Annotated in this window: 13 protein-coding genes; 8 read left to right on the top strand and 5 right to left on the bottom strand. The window is 37.2% G+C overall.

Going from position 1 to position 16,027, the window contains the following annotated elements:
* The first annotated feature begins 26 nt into the window (after positions 1-26).
* The 5 genes from hppD to QCQ61_RS03925 all read left to right on the top strand — a co-directional run bounded on the left by hppD (position 27) and on the right by QCQ61_RS03925 (position 6,682).
* Positions 27-1,187 (top strand): 4-hydroxyphenylpyruvate dioxygenase, encoded by a 1,161-nt coding sequence (gene hppD, locus QCQ61_RS03945; RefSeq protein ID WP_279449420.1) that lies wholly within the window; start codon positions 27-29, stop codon positions 1,185-1,187.
* A 108-nt stretch (positions 1,188-1,295) separates the two neighbouring features.
* Positions 1,296-2,069 (top strand): DUF3108 domain-containing protein, encoded by a 774-nt coding sequence (locus QCQ61_RS03940; protein WP_279449419.1) that lies wholly within the window; start codon positions 1,296-1,298, stop codon positions 2,067-2,069.
* A 29-nt stretch (positions 2,070-2,098) separates the two neighbouring features.
* Complete coding sequence (locus QCQ61_RS03935; protein ID WP_279449418.1) at positions 2,099-3,322, top strand: M23 family metallopeptidase; 1,224 nt, start codon at positions 2,099-2,101, stop codon at positions 3,320-3,322.
* A 188-nt stretch (positions 3,323-3,510) separates the two neighbouring features.
* Positions 3,511-6,144 (top strand): TonB-dependent receptor, encoded by a 2,634-nt coding sequence (locus tag QCQ61_RS03930; RefSeq protein WP_279449417.1) that lies wholly within the window; start codon positions 3,511-3,513, stop codon positions 6,142-6,144.
* 97 nt (positions 6,145-6,241) lie between these two features.
* Positions 6,242-6,682 carry a hypothetical protein gene (locus QCQ61_RS03925; RefSeq protein WP_279449416.1) on the top strand — a complete coding sequence of 147 codons (441 nt, stop codon included), beginning with the start codon at positions 6,242-6,244 and terminating at the stop codon, positions 6,680-6,682.
* Between the two features lie 98 nt (positions 6,683-6,780).
* Here the strand turns inward: QCQ61_RS03925 and QCQ61_RS03920 are convergent, their stop codons facing one another.
* The 4 genes from QCQ61_RS03920 to QCQ61_RS03905 all read right to left on the bottom strand — a co-directional run bounded on the left by QCQ61_RS03920 (position 6,781) and on the right by QCQ61_RS03905 (position 9,131).
* Entirely contained in the window at positions 6,781-7,275 is a 495-nt protein-coding gene (locus QCQ61_RS03920) for a hypothetical protein (protein ID WP_279449415.1), read from the bottom strand.
* Positions 7,276-7,277: 2 nt separating this feature from the next.
* Positions 7,278-7,541: a hypothetical protein gene (locus QCQ61_RS03915; protein WP_279449414.1), complete on the bottom strand. Its 264-nt coding sequence runs from the start codon at positions 7,539-7,541 to the stop codon at positions 7,278-7,280.
* Between the two features lie 87 nt (positions 7,542-7,628).
* A complete protein-coding gene (locus QCQ61_RS03910) occupies positions 7,629-7,871 on the bottom strand; it encodes a cysteine peptidase family C39 domain-containing protein (protein ID WP_279449413.1) in 243 nt (80 codons plus the stop codon).
* A 201-nt stretch (positions 7,872-8,072) separates the two neighbouring features.
* Positions 8,073-9,131, bottom strand: a complete 1,059-nt coding sequence (locus tag QCQ61_RS03905; protein ID WP_279449412.1) for an endonuclease/exonuclease/phosphatase family protein — start codon at positions 9,129-9,131, stop codon at positions 8,073-8,075.
* A gap of 132 nt (positions 9,132-9,263) precedes the next feature.
* Here QCQ61_RS03905 and QCQ61_RS03900 point away from each other — a divergent pair, with 132 nt between their 5' ends.
* The 3 genes from QCQ61_RS03900 to QCQ61_RS03890 all read left to right on the top strand — a co-directional run bounded on the left by QCQ61_RS03900 (position 9,264) and on the right by QCQ61_RS03890 (position 14,042).
* Positions 9,264-12,029, top strand: coding sequence for a carboxypeptidase-like regulatory domain-containing protein (locus QCQ61_RS03900; protein ID WP_279449411.1), 2,766 nt, complete (start codon positions 9,264-9,266; stop codon positions 12,027-12,029).
* Positions 12,030-12,061: 32 nt separating this feature from the next.
* Positions 12,062-13,450: a DUF5689 domain-containing protein gene (locus tag QCQ61_RS03895; RefSeq protein ID WP_279449410.1), complete on the top strand. Its 1,389-nt coding sequence runs from the start codon at positions 12,062-12,064 to the stop codon at positions 13,448-13,450.
* A gap of 103 nt (positions 13,451-13,553) precedes the next feature.
* Entirely contained in the window at positions 13,554-14,042 is a 489-nt protein-coding gene (locus QCQ61_RS03890) for a GNAT family N-acetyltransferase (RefSeq protein ID WP_279449409.1), read from the top strand.
* 73 nt (positions 14,043-14,115) lie between these two features.
* Here the strand turns inward: QCQ61_RS03890 and QCQ61_RS03885 are convergent, their stop codons facing one another.
* Positions 14,116-16,008: an OmpA family protein gene (locus tag QCQ61_RS03885; protein WP_279449408.1), complete on the bottom strand. Its 1,893-nt coding sequence runs from the start codon at positions 16,006-16,008 to the stop codon at positions 14,116-14,118.
* Positions 16,009-16,027: the final 19 nt, after the last annotated feature.

Genomic DNA, 16,027 nt, shown 5'->3' with positions numbered 1-16,027 from the left:
GAATAAGATTTTTATAAAATTAAATTATGAGCAAAGAAGTAAAATCGGTTGATTACGGACTGGAGAAAATTTTTGAAGGAGCAGAAGACTTTCTGCCATTATTGGGCACTGATTACGTAGAGTTTTACGTTGGCAATGCAAAACAATCTGCGCATTTTTACAAAACTGCGTTTGGTTTTCAGTCCTACGCCTATAAAGGCTTGGAAACTGGTTCGCGCGATTCTGTAAGCTATGTACTAAAACAAGATAAAATAAAACTTGTGCTTACCACCCCGTTAAACAGTAAATCGCCTATAAACGACCACATAGTTAAACACGGCGACGGCGTAAAAGTTATAGCCCTTTGGGTAGATGACGCTACAAGTGCTTTTGAAGAAACAACCAAACGCGGCGCAAAACCCTACATGGAACCCACCGTTGAAAAAGACGAGCACGGCGAAGTAGTGCGAAGCGGCATTTACACCTATGGCGAAACGGTGCATATGTTTGTAGAACGCAAAAACTACAAGGGTATATTTTTACCAGGTTTCCGTGAATGGAAAAGCGATTACAACCCGACCCCAACGGGCCTAAAATATATAGACCACATGGTTGGTAATGTAGGTTGGGGCCAAATGAACAAATGGGTTAAGTGGTATGAAGATGTTATGGGTTTTGTAAATTTCCTTTCGTTTGACGATAAGCAAATCCATACAGAATATTCGGCGTTGATGAGTAAAGTGATGAGCAATGGTAATGGCCGCATCAAATTTCCTATAAACGAACCGGCTAAAGGAATTAAAAAATCGCAAATAGAAGAATATTTAGATTTTTATGAAGATTCGGGCGTACAGCATCTTGCCGTGGCAACAGATGATATTATAAAAACCGTTAGCCAATTAAAGGAACGCGGTATAGAATTTTTACCGCCACCGCCGCAAGCGTATTACGACGATATTCCACGTAGATTGGGCGACCATATGAATATGATGAAGGAAGACATCAACGAGTTAAAAAAACTCTCTATAATGATTGATGCCGATGAAGATGGTTACTTGCTACAGATATTCACCAAACCTTTGGAAGACAGACCAACCTTATTTTTTGAAATAATACAGCGCATGGGAGCTAAAGGGTTTGGAGCAGGAAACTTTAAGGCACTTTTTGAATCTATAGAACGAGAACAAGCACAACGAGGCACACTGTAATAGTGTAACTTTATAAGAACCCCATCGTCTTATTGAAGGTGGGGTTTTATTTTTTTGGAATGGTAGTTGTAAATCTTAAATTCATTAAAAACCCCTAAGTCGTACTCTATGAAAAAGCTGTTCGCGGTTATACTTATTTTTAGCGCTTTTGTTTCCGTATCTGCACAGGAAAGAGCTTATGGCAATGGCGAGTATTTTAAATTCCGCGTTCACTATGGTTTTGTAACCGCGGGTTATGCTACACTAAATGTAAAAAATGCTTCAATAAAAGGAAAAGATGTTTACCACGTACGCGGTTTTGGCGAAACGGTAGGTATTTCCAAATGGTTTTTTAAAGTAGAAGACGACTATCAATCTTACATAGACAGGGAAAAAGATATTCCGTACCGGTTTATTCGAAAAATAGACGAAGGTGGTTACACTAAAGATATTGAAATAGATTTTAACCACACCACAAAAAAAGCCACGGTAAACGATAAAAAAAACAATGAAACCTCAGTCTTGTCGTTTCCAAAGGACACACAAGATATGATTTCGGCTTTTTACTATTTGCGCAACCAATTAAACACCGAAAACATAAAAGCAGGCGACGTTATAGAAATGAATATGTTTTTTGACAAAGAAAATTACAAATTCCGACTGAAATTCCTTGGAAAAGAAATTTTAGACACTAATTTTGGGCGCGTGCGAACGCTTATATTTAGACCTTACGTACAATCTGGTCGCGTTTTTAAAGAAAAAGAAAGTCTAACGGTCTGGATTAGTGATGATAAAAACAAAATTCCACTACTGGTAAAAGCAGATTTGGCCGTAGGTTCCCTAAAAGCAACGTTAACCGAATTTAAAGGATTACAGCACTCCTTTAAAATAATTGCAGATTAAGAATAAATAATATTGAAAATTCCCCAACCTTGAAAAAATTAATTTTAGCCGTATTTGCACTAACCTTATTAACTACCGCTTGCGAAAAATCTAAAAATGAAATTGCCGATACCAATGTAGTCGAAACAGAACCGACTATTGAACAATACGGTTATATTCTCAATGATTTTAATGTAATCCGCGATACCATTCGTAAAGGCGATACCTTTGGCGATATTCTTTTCGCAAATGGCGTATCGCAAGATAAAATTATGGAAGTTGCAACCAAATTTCGCGATAGCTTCGACGTTCGGAAAATAGGTATTGGCAAACCATACGTACTTTTAAATTCTAAAGACTCCCTAAATAAAACCCAGGTTTTTATTTACGAAACCAATAAAGTAGATTTTGCGGTGGTAGATTTTAGAGATGCATTATCTATTTATAACAGTCAAAAACCAGTACGTTATGAAGAAAGAGAAGCTTCGGGTGTAATAACGAGTTCACTTTCGGCAACCATGGAAGAGCAGAATTTAAGTCCGTATATGACGGATGAGTTAGCAAACATTTATGCTTGGACCATCAACTTCTTTAAACTACAACCAGGCGATCGTTTTAAAGTTGTGTACACCGAGAAATTTATTGATGATACTATTCCGGGTGGGCTGCAAGAAATAAAAGCTGCCTATTTTGAGCATCGGGGCAAGCCGCTATACGCATTTAAATTCGCTTCCGATTCAAAAGAAAAATTATCGGGTTATTATGATGAAAACGCCAATAATTTAAAGCGGGCGTTTTTAAAATCGCCTGTTAAATTCAGCAGAATATCTTCCCGTTTTAATCTAAAACGACGCATAAAATATTACGGGTTTAAACTACGGCCGCATCGAGGAACCGATTTTGCGGCTGCAATAGGAACACCAATTTTGGCCACTGCAGATGGCGTTGTAACAAAATCTGAAAGAAGAGGGGGTAATGGTAATTATGTAAAAATAAGACACAACGGAACCTACGAAACACAGTATCTACATATGAAAGCTCGGAATGTAAAGGTAGGCCAATACGTAAGCCAAGGCGATGTAATTGGTTGGATTGGAATGACCGGAAATACCAGCGGGCCGCACGTGTGTTATCGCTTTTGGAAGAATGGAAAAGAAGTAGATCCTTTTAAAGAAGATACACCCTTTTCGCAACCACTTCCTAAAGAATTGCACGAACAATATTTTGCAAATCTTCTTCCTATGAAAGAAAAATTAGATTGCATTGTGTTTTAATTTTTTCAGAAATCACCCATGTTGATAACCTTGTTATTAACTAACTATCCAATTTTCAGACAGTTTGGATTTAAATTTTATCTTTATTCAGAAAGAATATTCTTAATAATTTCTTAATGGCTTTTATTGGCTAGAAACTATTTAAGATTGTATTTTTGCCGAAATTTTTAAACCTAAAATTTAAATTCATGAAAAAACTATTACTTGTTGTTTTTTTACTTGGCGGTTTTGCCGCTTTTTCACAAACAACGGTTACTGGAACGGTAATCGATTCTGAATCTAACGATCCGTTGGCAGGTGCCAATGTGGTTGAGACTGGTACCGCAAACGGCGCCATTACTGATTTTGATGGAAATTTCACTTTAGAAACATCTGCTAAATCGGGTACACTTACTATATCTTACATAGGTTATACCGTTGAAACGGTTCCTTTTAAAACTGTAGGCGCAACTACCGCGCTTGGCAACGTAAAAATTACCGTCGATGCCGATGCACTCGAAGAAGTGGTAATTGTAGGTAGAGGACTTATAGATTTGGCGAAAGATCGCCAGACTCCTATTGCTGTGTCAACCATTACTAGAGCCGAAATTCAGGCAAAGGCTGTGGGTAACGTAGAATTTCCTGAAGCTGTAAAAAGCACACCCAGTGTGTATGTTGCAAACCAAGCTGGAGGTTTCGGAGATTCTGAAATGTTTTTGCGTGGTTTTGACCAAACAAATACAGCTTTCTTATTAAACGGACAGCCAATAAATGGAATGGAAGATGGTAAAATGTACTGGTCTAACTGGTCTGGTATGAGCGACGTTGCAAACGCTATTCAGATTCAGCGTGGTTTAGGTTCTTCTAAACTTGCTATTTCTTCGGTAGGTGGTACGGTGAACATTATATCGCGCGCAGCAGGTAGAAAAGAAGGTGGTTTTGCACGTTTTATGACGGGTAATGACAGCTACTTTAAAGGTACAATAAGTTACGATTCTGGATTAAAAGGGAAATGGGCATACTCATTTTTATTAGACCACTGGCAAGCACACAGAAAATATTCTGACGGTACTGCCGGCCAAGGACAAAACTATTTTATTGGGATTGGATTTGTACCTAACGACACACACTCATTCAACTTTTTGTTAACCGGTGCGCCACAATGGCACGATCAAAATTTTGATGATGATCTAGAAACATATGCCCTATACGGTAAGCGCTACAATAGCAATTCAGGATTTTACAATGGCGAGAGATATACTTTTAGAAGAAACTACTATCACAAGCCTATAGTAAACTTAAACTGGGATTGGAATATTAGCGAAAAGACCAACCTTTCTTCTGTACTTTACGCCTCTTGGGGTCGTGGAGGTGGAACTGGCCCATTGGGAAGTTCAAGAAATATTGTAAGAGATAGAAATGGCGAGATTGATTTTGATGCAATTGAAGAAAACAATATAGCAGGAGCCGAAAACGGTATTGGAAGCTATGGTATGGGTTCCGTTGTTAGAAGAATGTCTGTAAATAATCACAACTGGTATGGATTTCTTTCCAATCTTGAAAGTGCCGTAAGCGATAATTTCACCTTTAATGTTGGTATCGATACACGTTTTTACCAAGGAGACCACTATCGTCAATTAAACGATTTATTGGGTCTTCAAGGCTTTACTGACAACTTTGGATATGACGGAGTTCGAGGCGAAGATTATGTGCTAAGCGAAACATTTGAAGCAAACCCATGGGCGGCTTTATTTAATTCGGCAGATGAAGGACAACGCTATTCTTACGATTATTCAGAAAACATCAACTATATTGGTGGTTTCGGACAAGCAGAATTTAAAACAGATACTTTCTCTGCTTTCCTTCAAGGAGCTGTTTCTACACAAAGCTACCAAAGAGAAGGTCGTGCACCAGGTAATGAAATTGAAGGTGTGAATGGTCTTGGAAAATCTGATAAAGTGAATAAAATGGGTTATAACGCTAAAGGAGGAATGGGTTATACCTTTATGCCAGATAATACCATTTTTGTAAATGCTGGCTATTACTCAAGACAGCCATTCCTTGATAATATTTTTGAAGATGTGAGAAATTCAAACTATATGCTGGAAGGCGAGAATGAAATAGACAATGAGGAAATTATAGGATTAGAAGCAGGATACAGACTTCGTGCAGGTAGATTCAGCTTAGATTTAAATGCTTACTACACTAGTTGGGGTAACAGATTTTTAGGAGGTAGTTTTATTGAAGGAGATCCAACATCTTCAAACCCAATCGAGCAGGTTGATAGATACCAGCGCTTTACTGATATTACACAAGTACACAAAGGTTTTGAATTTGAAGGGAAATACAGATATTCTAATGCATTTATGTTCCGTGCATTTGGTAGTATCGGAAACTGGAAATATGATGGCGAAACACCTTTTGAAACAAGAGAAGACCAAACTAACAATCTCTTACAGGAAGGCACTGTAAACTTAACGGGAACAAAAGTGGGCAATGCGCCACAAACCTCGTTTGGTTTTGGCTTTAAATACGATATCGTAGGCGGACTGTCTGTAGATGCGGATTATAACATCTATTCAGATCTTTACGGTTTTGTAAATGCTAGAGACGTAGTTGAGGCATCACAAAACAATGTAGTTTACCAAGCAGAGCGCCTTAATCCTTACAGTGTATTAGATGCGGGGATTACTTATAAATTTGATTTTGGAGGTAATGACTTTACAGTTAGAGCAAACTGCTACAACGCAACGAACGAAATGTACTTAAGCCAGAAAAGCTCATTCGGTTACTATTACGGAAACGGAAGAACTTGGAATGCAAGCTTGCGTTACGATTTCTAAAATCACACGTAAATATTTAATAAAAATGCCTCATATCTTTGGGGCATTTTTTTTGTTTATAAACCTTATATTTGAAGCATATTTAAAATTGTAAACTATGTACACCACTTTTCAATTTCTTCATTCGTATTGGGCTTATTTAGTGCTTCTAATTGTTTTGCTTGCAACATTCAATGCACTTGCAGGTTTGTTCTCAAAACGAGAATATGGAGCTAAAGATTTTAGAATTTCGCTTTTTGCGTTAATCGTTACACACATTCAAGTACTAATTGGCTTAATTCTTTATTTTATCTCGCCAATGGGATTGCAAAATATTACGACCAACGGAATGGGCGTGGTTATGAAAGATTCTGTTTTTAGACTGTATGCAGTAGAGCACCCATTAGTAATGCTGATAACGGTTGTTTTTATAACAATAGGGTATTCAAAACACAAAAAGAAATTGTTGTCGCACCGTAAGTTTAAAACCCTCGCAATATTTTATACAATTGCCTTAATTTTAATGCTCAGTAGAATTCCTTGGAGCCAGTGGTTTTAAAAAATCTAGAGTCAATATTGTAGATATTGAGAAATCAGATATCTAACAGTTTATGTTAGAAACTGAATTAAAGTGACTTAAGCAGTATTAAGATGCTCTTAATTGCCGCCTATTCCGCCTAACAAGGTTCTTCCCATTTGAGTATTGGGATCAATTTTGTTTATTTTATAACCTTCGGGCGAAGTACTTCTTCTTGCAATTTCATCATTAGTGCGCCTATTATTATTTACTTGATTCAAAGTATTTTGAACATAGGCATTATTGAACGTTTGAACATTATTTTGACAAGAATTGCCAACATAAATACCATTAGACCAGCAGCTATTAATATATCCATACTGTGTTACAAATACTGCTTCACCCGAGAGAAATCCACCGTGATAATTACCTTTAAGAATTGAACCATCATGATAATAATAATATAGCCCTTCCCCCTGCGCCACGCCATTCACTACGTTGCCTTGAAAATATCCGTTCGGGTAGGTCAATATAAGTATTCCGTTATAACCAGCTAGTTGCGGTGAATAAATTTGTGCTTCAGTTTTCTGTAGAAAAAAGAATAAAAGACAGAATAATAAATATAAATTTTTCATACTTAAAAAGTTATATGGGTTAAACAATTAATACGTCCTATAAAATCAGACCAATCGAGTTCTAAACGTGAAGGATTACTCGGCCAAGGATCTCGTAATACTACTTTATATGGAATTTTTCTGTTATAATTGTCATATTGAAAGAATACAGCAGTTAAAACATAGGCGTGACCAATATTTTGATTAGGAATATTTAAACCTACAATTAGAGGGTATTTATATGCTAAATCATTAATAATACTATGAGCTGTAGGATTATGCTCCATATAGGCCTTTATTGGATAACCATTTACTCTCCAACCAGCAGCTGCGTTTTGAATTGTATAGCAGTCTGCAGGTCTATCTATACAACCTTAGCCAAAAGCGTTGTTGACTATTTCACATTGGCCAACCTCTAAACCTTGGTAATCTAATACCATTTGTATGCAAGCTGCCCAACACCAATTTTGACTTTCTTGTCTAGCAACATGATAATTGAACCTATCTGATTTAACCGCTGCGGCATAATTATTTGTATCTCCAATTTGAAAAATATTCCCTGATTGAGAATATACTATCATTGTGGATTGCAATAGGATAATTAGTAAATATTTCATAATCAAATATATAACATTTTTAGAATGATCTAAATACCCAGTAATGGGTATATTTGTACTGTAGTTTTCATGCAATTCTATGGTGGTTCTCAGGTATAATTCCAGTTTTATCTAAGGCCGTTTTATTGAAAATTGATTTTTTTAGGATTAACTTTCTTCAAACTTTTATTTCAACTGAAATTAAATTTCTGCAATTACATTCTATTTATCATCACTTTTCACCTTTATCAAATAAATATAAACGGGAAAATGGTCGCTATAGCCACCGGTGTAACCATTTACAAAACTTCGGAAAGGATAACCTCTATACTGTCCTCGGGGCGTTATTAGGTAATTTTTATTGAAGATACCGGCCTTGTAAAAACGATAGCTCGAAAAATCTCTTTTCGTCAATTCTGTCGAAATGATAATTTGATCAAATAAATTCCAACTGTCGCGATACGCTAAGGTGCCCAATCCTTTTTTGTGCATTTCCTCCATGGGGTTGTATAGCTCTTTAATATGCATATTGCTGCGGTCACGCTTGGCTTTGAGCACCTCTTTAACACTTGGGCTTGTTGGGTCGTCGTTTAAATCGCCCATCGTGATGATTTTTGCATACGGATCTTCGCTGAATAACGAATCTAATATTTTCGTGTTTAGCTCGGCCGCTTTTATTCGTTTAGGCCTACTTCGCGCTTCTCCACCACGTCGCGAGGGCCAGTGGTTTACAATTATATGTATTTTTTCGCCATCCAGCATACCGCTTACCAATAGCTGGTCTCGAGTATAAATACGTTCGCTACTTTCCTGATCGTTATATATTACTAGTTCGTATGCTTTGTAATTGGTGGGAGTAAAAAGCCTTTTTTGATACAATAATGCCACATCTATTCCGCGACGATCGGGGCTGTTAAAATGAACAATACCATATTCTTGAGTTACCAATGACTTCTGATTTAATAAATCTTCAAGTACACGTCGGTTTTCTATTTCGCTAACCCCGATAATGGCTGGCGAAGTACCAGTAATATCCTTCCCTATTTCTGAAATAACCTTTGCCATATTTCCCAATTTTGCGCGATATATTTCTTGGGTCCAATGATCTTTCCCTTCTGGGGTTCGGTCATCGTCAAAAGTTATGGGGTCGTCTTCAAAATCGAATAAATTTTCGAGATTGTAAAACGCTATGGTATTTATTTTATACGTTTTTTCAGTTTGGGAAAACGAAATAGAAATATAAAAGAAACAAAAAAATAAAGGCAAACTAAAATGTTTCATAATAGCTTAAAAAAGAAAATAATCAAAAAAGTTAACTAAAAAATTTGATAAAAAATTACTTTTTTGTTAATTTTATGCGCTTAATTTAAGTTACTTCCCGATAAAACTCCCCTTTAAAGTTTGTACTAAAAGATGAAATGTTTCATTTTTATAGGGGTTCTATTTATTTTGAGTGGCTTTTCTTCGTTTGCTCAAAACGCAGTGATTACAGGTAGCGTTGTAGATACAAATTCCAGCGAACCTTTACCGGATGTAAATATTGCTATATTAAATACAGCTTATGCAACAACTACTAATGCCGAAGGAATATTTTCATTTTCGCAGCCAGACCTCCCTAAAGGCGAACAGATTCTTGTAGTAACAAAAGCTGGATACACAACCTTGCGAATTCCTATAAAAATTCAAGAAAACACACCCGTAGTTTTAAATTCAATTTTATTGGCGTTAGACCTATCTGCAATTGAAGCACAAATTGGTATAATTAGTCTATCGGACGCCGAATTGGATGAAGATGAGGGTACATCCTACAATATTTCTGGCTTGTTACAGGCTACCAAAGACGTTTTTTTAAACGCTGCGGCTTACGATTTTAGTACAACATTCTTTCGGCCACGAGGCTACGATTCCAGCGATGGCAAAGTGCTAATTAACGGATTGGAAATGAACAAAATATACAACGGAAGACCACAATGGTCCAATTGGGGAGGATTAAATGATGCGCAACGCAACCAAATGTTCTCAATGGGTATTTCGGCAAATGAATATACGTTCGGCGATCTCGCAGGAACTACAAATATAATTATGCGAGCTTCCCAATATCGAAAAGGAGGGCGCATTTCGTATGCCACCAGCAACAGAAGTTATCGGGGTAGGGTTATGGGCTCTTATAACAGCGGATTGCTTCCAAGTGGTTGGGCTTACTCCATATTGTTGGCAAGACGTTTTGCAAATGAAGGGTTTAATGAAGGAACCTTGTACGATGCCAATTCAATATTTGTTTCATTAGAGAGAAGATTCAACGAGACGAACAGCTTAAACCTAACAGCCTTTTATACCCCAAATAGAAGGGGTAAATCTTCACCAAACACCCAAGAAGTTTATGACCTTAAAGACACTCAATACAATGCTTACTGGGGATTACAGGAGGGTGAAATTCGCAATTCACGGATAAAAGAAGTGATAGAACCTATTATTATGCTTAATCATTTTTGGGATATTTCAGAAAAAACTAGGCTCAATACTAATATCGGGTATCAATTTGGAAAGATTGGAAACAGCCGCTTGGGTTACGACAACGCTCCCAATCCAGATCCGAGCTACTATCAAAAAATGCCGAGTTATTTTTTGGCAGATCCAACTGGGCCAAATTATGAAGGAGCGTACCAGGCATATTCAAAATTTGTAGAAGATGGGCAATTAGATTGGAGGAACATTTACGAAACCAATATTTTTTACGGCGGCACAGCGCGATATTATTTATACGAAGATAGAAACGATGATACCCAGCTTTCTGCAAATACAATATTAAACTCGAAATTAAATGATAAGCTCACACTAACGGCAGCTATAAATTTTCGGAATTTAAACTCCCAAAACTTCGCCAATATGCTCGATCTGCTCGGTGGAAACGGATATTTGGATGTAGATACCTTTAACACGGGCGATGCTTCGCAAAACGATTTAAACAATCCCAATCGCGTTATAGGTGAAGGCGATAAAATGAAATATAATTTTGAATTTGATGCCACAGATTACGATGCGTTTTTACAAGGGCAGTTTAACTATTCTAAAATAAACTTTTACGTAGCCGGAAAATTTGGTATTACGGGTTATCAAAGAAACGGTCTTTATCGCAATGGAAGTTTTCCAGAAAATTCCTTTGGGAAAAGTGAGAAATTGAATTTTACAACTTATGGTGTAAAGGCGGGGGCTACCTATAATATTTCGGGAAGACATATTTTAAAGACGAACGGTGCGTATTTTACCAATGCGCCAACCCTTCGCAATTCTTTTTCAAACGCTCGCCAGAACAATGCTACTGTGGTAGGACTATCTGAAGAATTAAATATACATATTGATGGCAGCTATATTTTCCGTTCGCCCATTGTAAAGGCGCGTTTAACGGGATATTATAGCTTAAAGCAGGATGCTTCCGAAATATCGTTTTATTATGCAGATGGCATTTCGGTACCGGGAAGAAGTGCTTCCACTGCTTTTGTACAAGAAGTATTAACAGATATAGATAAAAAAAATATCGGGGGCGAATTCGGTATTGAAGCACAACTAATTCCAACTTTTAAAATTAAAGGTGCCGCGGCCTACGGACAGTATATATATAACAACAATCCGAACCTTTATTTAACCTCCGATGATTTTACAGATGTACCCAATGGTGCTGTAAACTATGGGGAATCAACTTTAAAAAATTACAAAATTGCGGGCGGACCGCAGCAAGCCTATCAAATTGGTTTTGAATATCGCGATCCAGATTTTTGGTTCCTTGGCGCAACCACAAATTATTTCTCCAATGCATATATTGATGTATCGCCACTTACCAGAACAGCGAATTTTTATCTAGATACCGACGGAATTCCTTTCAACGATTACAACCCAGAAATTGCAAGAGAACTTTTAAGGCAAGAAAAGTTTGACGAATATATTTTGGTAAATGTAATAGGCGGAAAATCGTGGAAGATTAAGGGCTATTATCTCGGCTTCTTTGCCAGTATTAGCAACATTTTAGACCAAAAATATAAAACCGGTGGTTTTGAACAAGGAAGAAGTGCAAACTACCGAACACTTTTAGAAGATACCGCAAATGCTACACGTGTATTCGGTCCCAAATACTGGTATGGCTACGGAACTACGTATTATATAAACTTCTATGTTCGATTTTAATTTAAGGTATAACGACATTAAATAGTACTACAATGAAAAATTTTAAAAATATAAAACAGCTCGTTTCCCTACTACTTTTAATTTGTGCCATTGCGGCTGCTTGCGTGCAGGACGACGATTATAAAATTCCCGATGTAAATGTTGAAGAGCCCAATGTAGTGGTGAATGAAAATATAATATCAATTAAAGAGCGTTACAGAGGGTACGAACCCAAAATAATTGAAGCAGGCGATGGGTCTAACAGAGAACTATATATTGAAGCATATGTAATTTCTAGCGATGAAACGGGTAATATTTATAAATCGCTGGTTATTCAGGATAAACCGGAAAATCCCACAGCAGGTGTTGCTATTTCTACCAATGCCACTGATCTTTATACAAAATATGAACCTGGGCGTAAAATTTACTTTCGGGTAGATGGCTTGTATATTGGGCGATATGCCGAGCTACCTACAATCGGTACGCAAGATGGAGATGAAATTGGCCGTATAAATATTGAAGATTTTGAAGAGCGAATACTTCGTTCAACCGAAACAGATTCGCTTATTCCACAAATAGTAACAATATCGGAAGCGGCAGATAATGATAACAATGCCGCACTTTTAAATACACTGGTAAAGTTTGAAGATGTTCAATTTCCCGATGGCCTCGCGGGGGTAGCACATTACGCAAATCCGGATAATACCTATGGAGTAAATCGCGATGTAGAAAATTGCGAAAGCGAATTAATTGCGCTGCGAACAAGTGGATTTGCAGATTTTAAAGGAATTTTATTGCCCGAAGGTAATGGTTCTATTACGGCTATTTTAAGTAGGTTTAATGATGACGTGCAACTCATAATCCGCGATATTGATGATGTGCAAATGGAAGGTGAACGCTGTGACGAAGGCGGAGGTGGTACCGGCGGCGCGATAGATTTACCCTTCTCGGAAAATTTTGAAAATCAACCTGCAGATGTCCCCGTAACTATGGAAGGATGGGCAAATATAAATGTAAACGATGGCGCTAAACTATTTATGGTCGAGGAGCACGAAGCTAATAAATATACCCAAATGTCGGCATACAATTCTAATGAAAATCCTTGTGAAGTTTGGTTGGTTACCCCCGGATTAATATTGCCGAGCGATTCTTCGCCAACCCTTACTTTTGAAACAAATGATGGTTTTTATAATGGAGTTGGACTATTCGTGAAAATTTCAACAGATTTTATTGACGATGTTTTAACGGCAACGTGGACAGAATTGAATGCCAATATCTCCAGCGGACATACGAGTAGTTATGGTTCCGAATTTACACCATCTGGTAATGTTGATCTTTCAGCCTACGCGGGGCAAGTTGTTTATATTGCATTTCAATATTTAGGTGCTTCAAATGGCGTTTCTACAACCTATCAAATTGACACGATTTCGGTAGTGGAATAAATTGTGTTAATTATCTATTTTGAAATTACTGGCTAAAACCAAAAATTTTATTTTCGGTATAAAATAAATTAATAGATTTATTTTTACCAAAACAATAGCAAATATGAATTCTAAACGAATGCTATTTCGCCAGTATTCCGAAGGCGATTTTGACGATTATCTTAAATTGGTAAGCAATGCCGAGGTAATGAAAATGATAACAGGGTATGCGTTATCAAAAGAGGAGGCCAAAGATCGTTTCGACAAAATGTTGAAGATAAACCTTGAATCTCCAGAAATAGGTCATTTTAAAGTTATATGTGCAAAAGATGAAGCCTTCATGGGGCATTCAAAGTTAGTACTGACAGCAGAAGGTGAGGCCGAAATTGGATACGTGCTTATGCCCCAATATTGGGGTAAAGGTTTCGGCAACGAAATAGCCGAAACACTAACTAATCGGGGAAGAGAAGTTGAAAAGATTAGTACATTAATAGCTATTATTGATCCGGTAAATATTGCGTCGCAAAAAATTTTGAGCAATCAAGGATTTCAATTTGATTATAACGGCGAATACTTTGGTCTTCCTGCAACGTATTTTAGGTTGAAATTATAAAGAAAAAACCCTCACTGTATTTGATTGCTCAAATAAGCGAGGGTCATTTTCTGGTTGGTTACCAGTTAAAAATTTATTTCTTTACAACTATAAAATCTGAACGTCGGTTTTGCTGGTGTTGTGCCTCGGTGCAGTTTTCACCACAATTTACCGCAGGTCTGCTTTCGCCAAACCCTTCACCGCTAATGCGGTTTTTTGAAATTCCTTTCGAAATTACATATTGCACCGTGTTTTTTGCTCGTCTATCAGATAGATTCATATTGTAAGCGTCGGTGCCTCTGTTATCTGTGTGGCCTTCAACTTTAATAACCATTTCAGGATGCTTCTTCATTAATTGCACTAATTTATCCAACTCGAATGCTGCTTGGGGCTTTATGTTGTGCTTGTCAAAATCAAATAGAATTGGATTCAATTTAACCATTTCGCCTTCAACAATATCGTCAATTGGACGAAGTGCTATGCGTATATTTTTTTCTCCTTCTTTTGAAGAGGCTACGGTTTCGGCATTGCTTTCGTAACCTTCTTTAAAGGCTTGCACCACGTGTGCTTGATCGCAAGCTGCTGTAATTTTTGAAGTCCCGTTAGTACTGGTAGTTTCGCTTTTTAATTTGTTTTCAAGATTGTCAAACAAATCTAATTGGGCTCCGGAAATTGGTTCGTTGGTTGTAGCATCTACTACCAAAACATTGAGAATTACGTCGCAGATTTCTAACTTTTTAATTTTGTAAATATCATCGCTCCCCATTCCGCCAGCTCTGTTTGAAGATACATAACCTTCGTCTGTAGCTGGATTGTACGAATACGCAAAATCATCATCGCTAGAATTAACGCCAAGTCCGAGGTTTTTAACTTCGCCAAAGTTATTTCCATTAGCTTCTGCAGCAAAAACATCTAAGCCACCCATTCCTAAATGCCCATCACTGGCAAAATACAGGGTACCGTTTGAATCCACAAAAGGAAAACCTTCTCTGCCTTCGGTGTTTATGTTATCGCCTAAATTTACGGGTGTTCCAAAAGTTCCATCGGCAGCGATAGACACTTTATAAAGGTCTGCCTGGCCTTTCCCACCGGGACGATCGCTAGTAAAGTACAGGGTGTTGCCATCTGGGCTCAACGCAGGGTGACTGGTAGAGTATTGTTTATCGTTAAAAGGTACAGGTTGTATATCTTTCCATTCCCCATTTACATTTTCGGCGTAATAAATATTTAATTCGCTTATGCCCGCCTCGCTCTTCTTGTATTTTCCATTGTAATAATCGTTTCTGTCAAAATACATGCGTTTGCCATCTGGGGTAATGGCTGCGGTGCTTTCGTGATATTTTGTGTTTACATCGCCTTTGAGCAGAACTTCATTTTTTTCAACATCGCCAACAATAGAAGCTTTGTAAATATCTAAAAAGGGCTCTTCGTTCCATCCATACTTTTTGCGAGTTGTATTTCTGGCAGATGTAAAATAGAAATCTTTTTCAATGGTTAACCCACCAAAATCTGAATATTCTGAGTTTAACGCCTCCAGATTTTTTGCTTCGTATTTTTGGCTGTTTTCATCGACAATTTTAGGAAGATAATCTGGATTTTTCATAAAAGCAATAGCGCGCGAATCGTTTGGTTTCATTTGAGCAAATTGCTTCATATAGGTGTTATAATCGCCAAACTTACCATTTGATTTTAGGGCTTGGGCATAATTATAAACCGTTTCAGAATCTACATCTTTTCTTTTTACTACTCTTTTGTAGTAGGTTTCAGCCTTTTTTGTATCGTTAATATAAAAATAGCTATTCCCCAATCGTTCGAAAACGTAGGTACTTCCCTCGCCTTTTTTAAGTAGTTTTCCATAAGCCTCTGCAGCGTCTACATATTGTAAACGATCGTAATATTGATCGGCTTTTTTCGTTTTACTATTTTGAGCGGTCACCATGGAAGTACTTACCGCTAGGAGTAAAAATATTGTATATATTTTGTTCATCTTAAATGAATTTTTTATA

Source organism: Aequorivita marisscotiae (genome assembly GCF_029814825.1).
Classification (GTDB): Bacteria; Bacteroidota; Bacteroidia; order Flavobacteriales; family Flavobacteriaceae; genus Aequorivita; species Aequorivita marisscotiae.
This window is presented reverse-complemented; position numbering and strand designations above follow the sequence as displayed.

Coding starts and splice junctions, on each gene's coding strand:
- QCQ61_RS03885 (WP_279449408.1), bottom strand. CDS start 16,008: ATGAACAAAATATATACAATATTTTTACTCCTAGCGGTAAGTACTTCC.
- QCQ61_RS03910 (WP_279449413.1), bottom strand. CDS start 7,871: ATGAAATATTTACTAATTATCCTATTGCAATCCACAATGATAGTATAT.
- QCQ61_RS03895 (WP_279449410.1), top strand. CDS start 12,062: ATGAAAAATTTTAAAAATATAAAACAGCTCGTTTCCCTACTACTTTTA.
- QCQ61_RS03930 (WP_279449417.1), top strand. CDS start 3,511: ATGAAAAAACTATTACTTGTTGTTTTTTTACTTGGCGGTTTTGCCGCT.
- QCQ61_RS03905 (WP_279449412.1), bottom strand. CDS start 9,131: ATGAAACATTTTAGTTTGCCTTTATTTTTTTGTTTCTTTTATATTTCT.
- QCQ61_RS03900 (WP_279449411.1), top strand. CDS start 9,264: ATGAAATGTTTCATTTTTATAGGGGTTCTATTTATTTTGAGTGGCTTT.
- QCQ61_RS03915 (WP_279449414.1), bottom strand. CDS start 7,541: ATGGAGCATAATCCTACAGCTCATAGTATTATTAATGATTTAGCATAT.
- QCQ61_RS03920 (WP_279449415.1), bottom strand. CDS start 7,275: ATGAAAAATTTATATTTATTATTCTGTCTTTTATTCTTTTTTCTACAG.
- QCQ61_RS03925 (WP_279449416.1), top strand. CDS start 6,242: ATGTACACCACTTTTCAATTTCTTCATTCGTATTGGGCTTATTTAGTG.
- QCQ61_RS03940 (WP_279449419.1), top strand. CDS start 1,296: ATGAAAAAGCTGTTCGCGGTTATACTTATTTTTAGCGCTTTTGTTTCC.
- QCQ61_RS03890 (WP_279449409.1), top strand. CDS start 13,554: ATGAATTCTAAACGAATGCTATTTCGCCAGTATTCCGAAGGCGATTTT.
- hppD (WP_279449420.1), top strand. CDS start 27: ATGAGCAAAGAAGTAAAATCGGTTGATTACGGACTGGAGAAAATTTTT.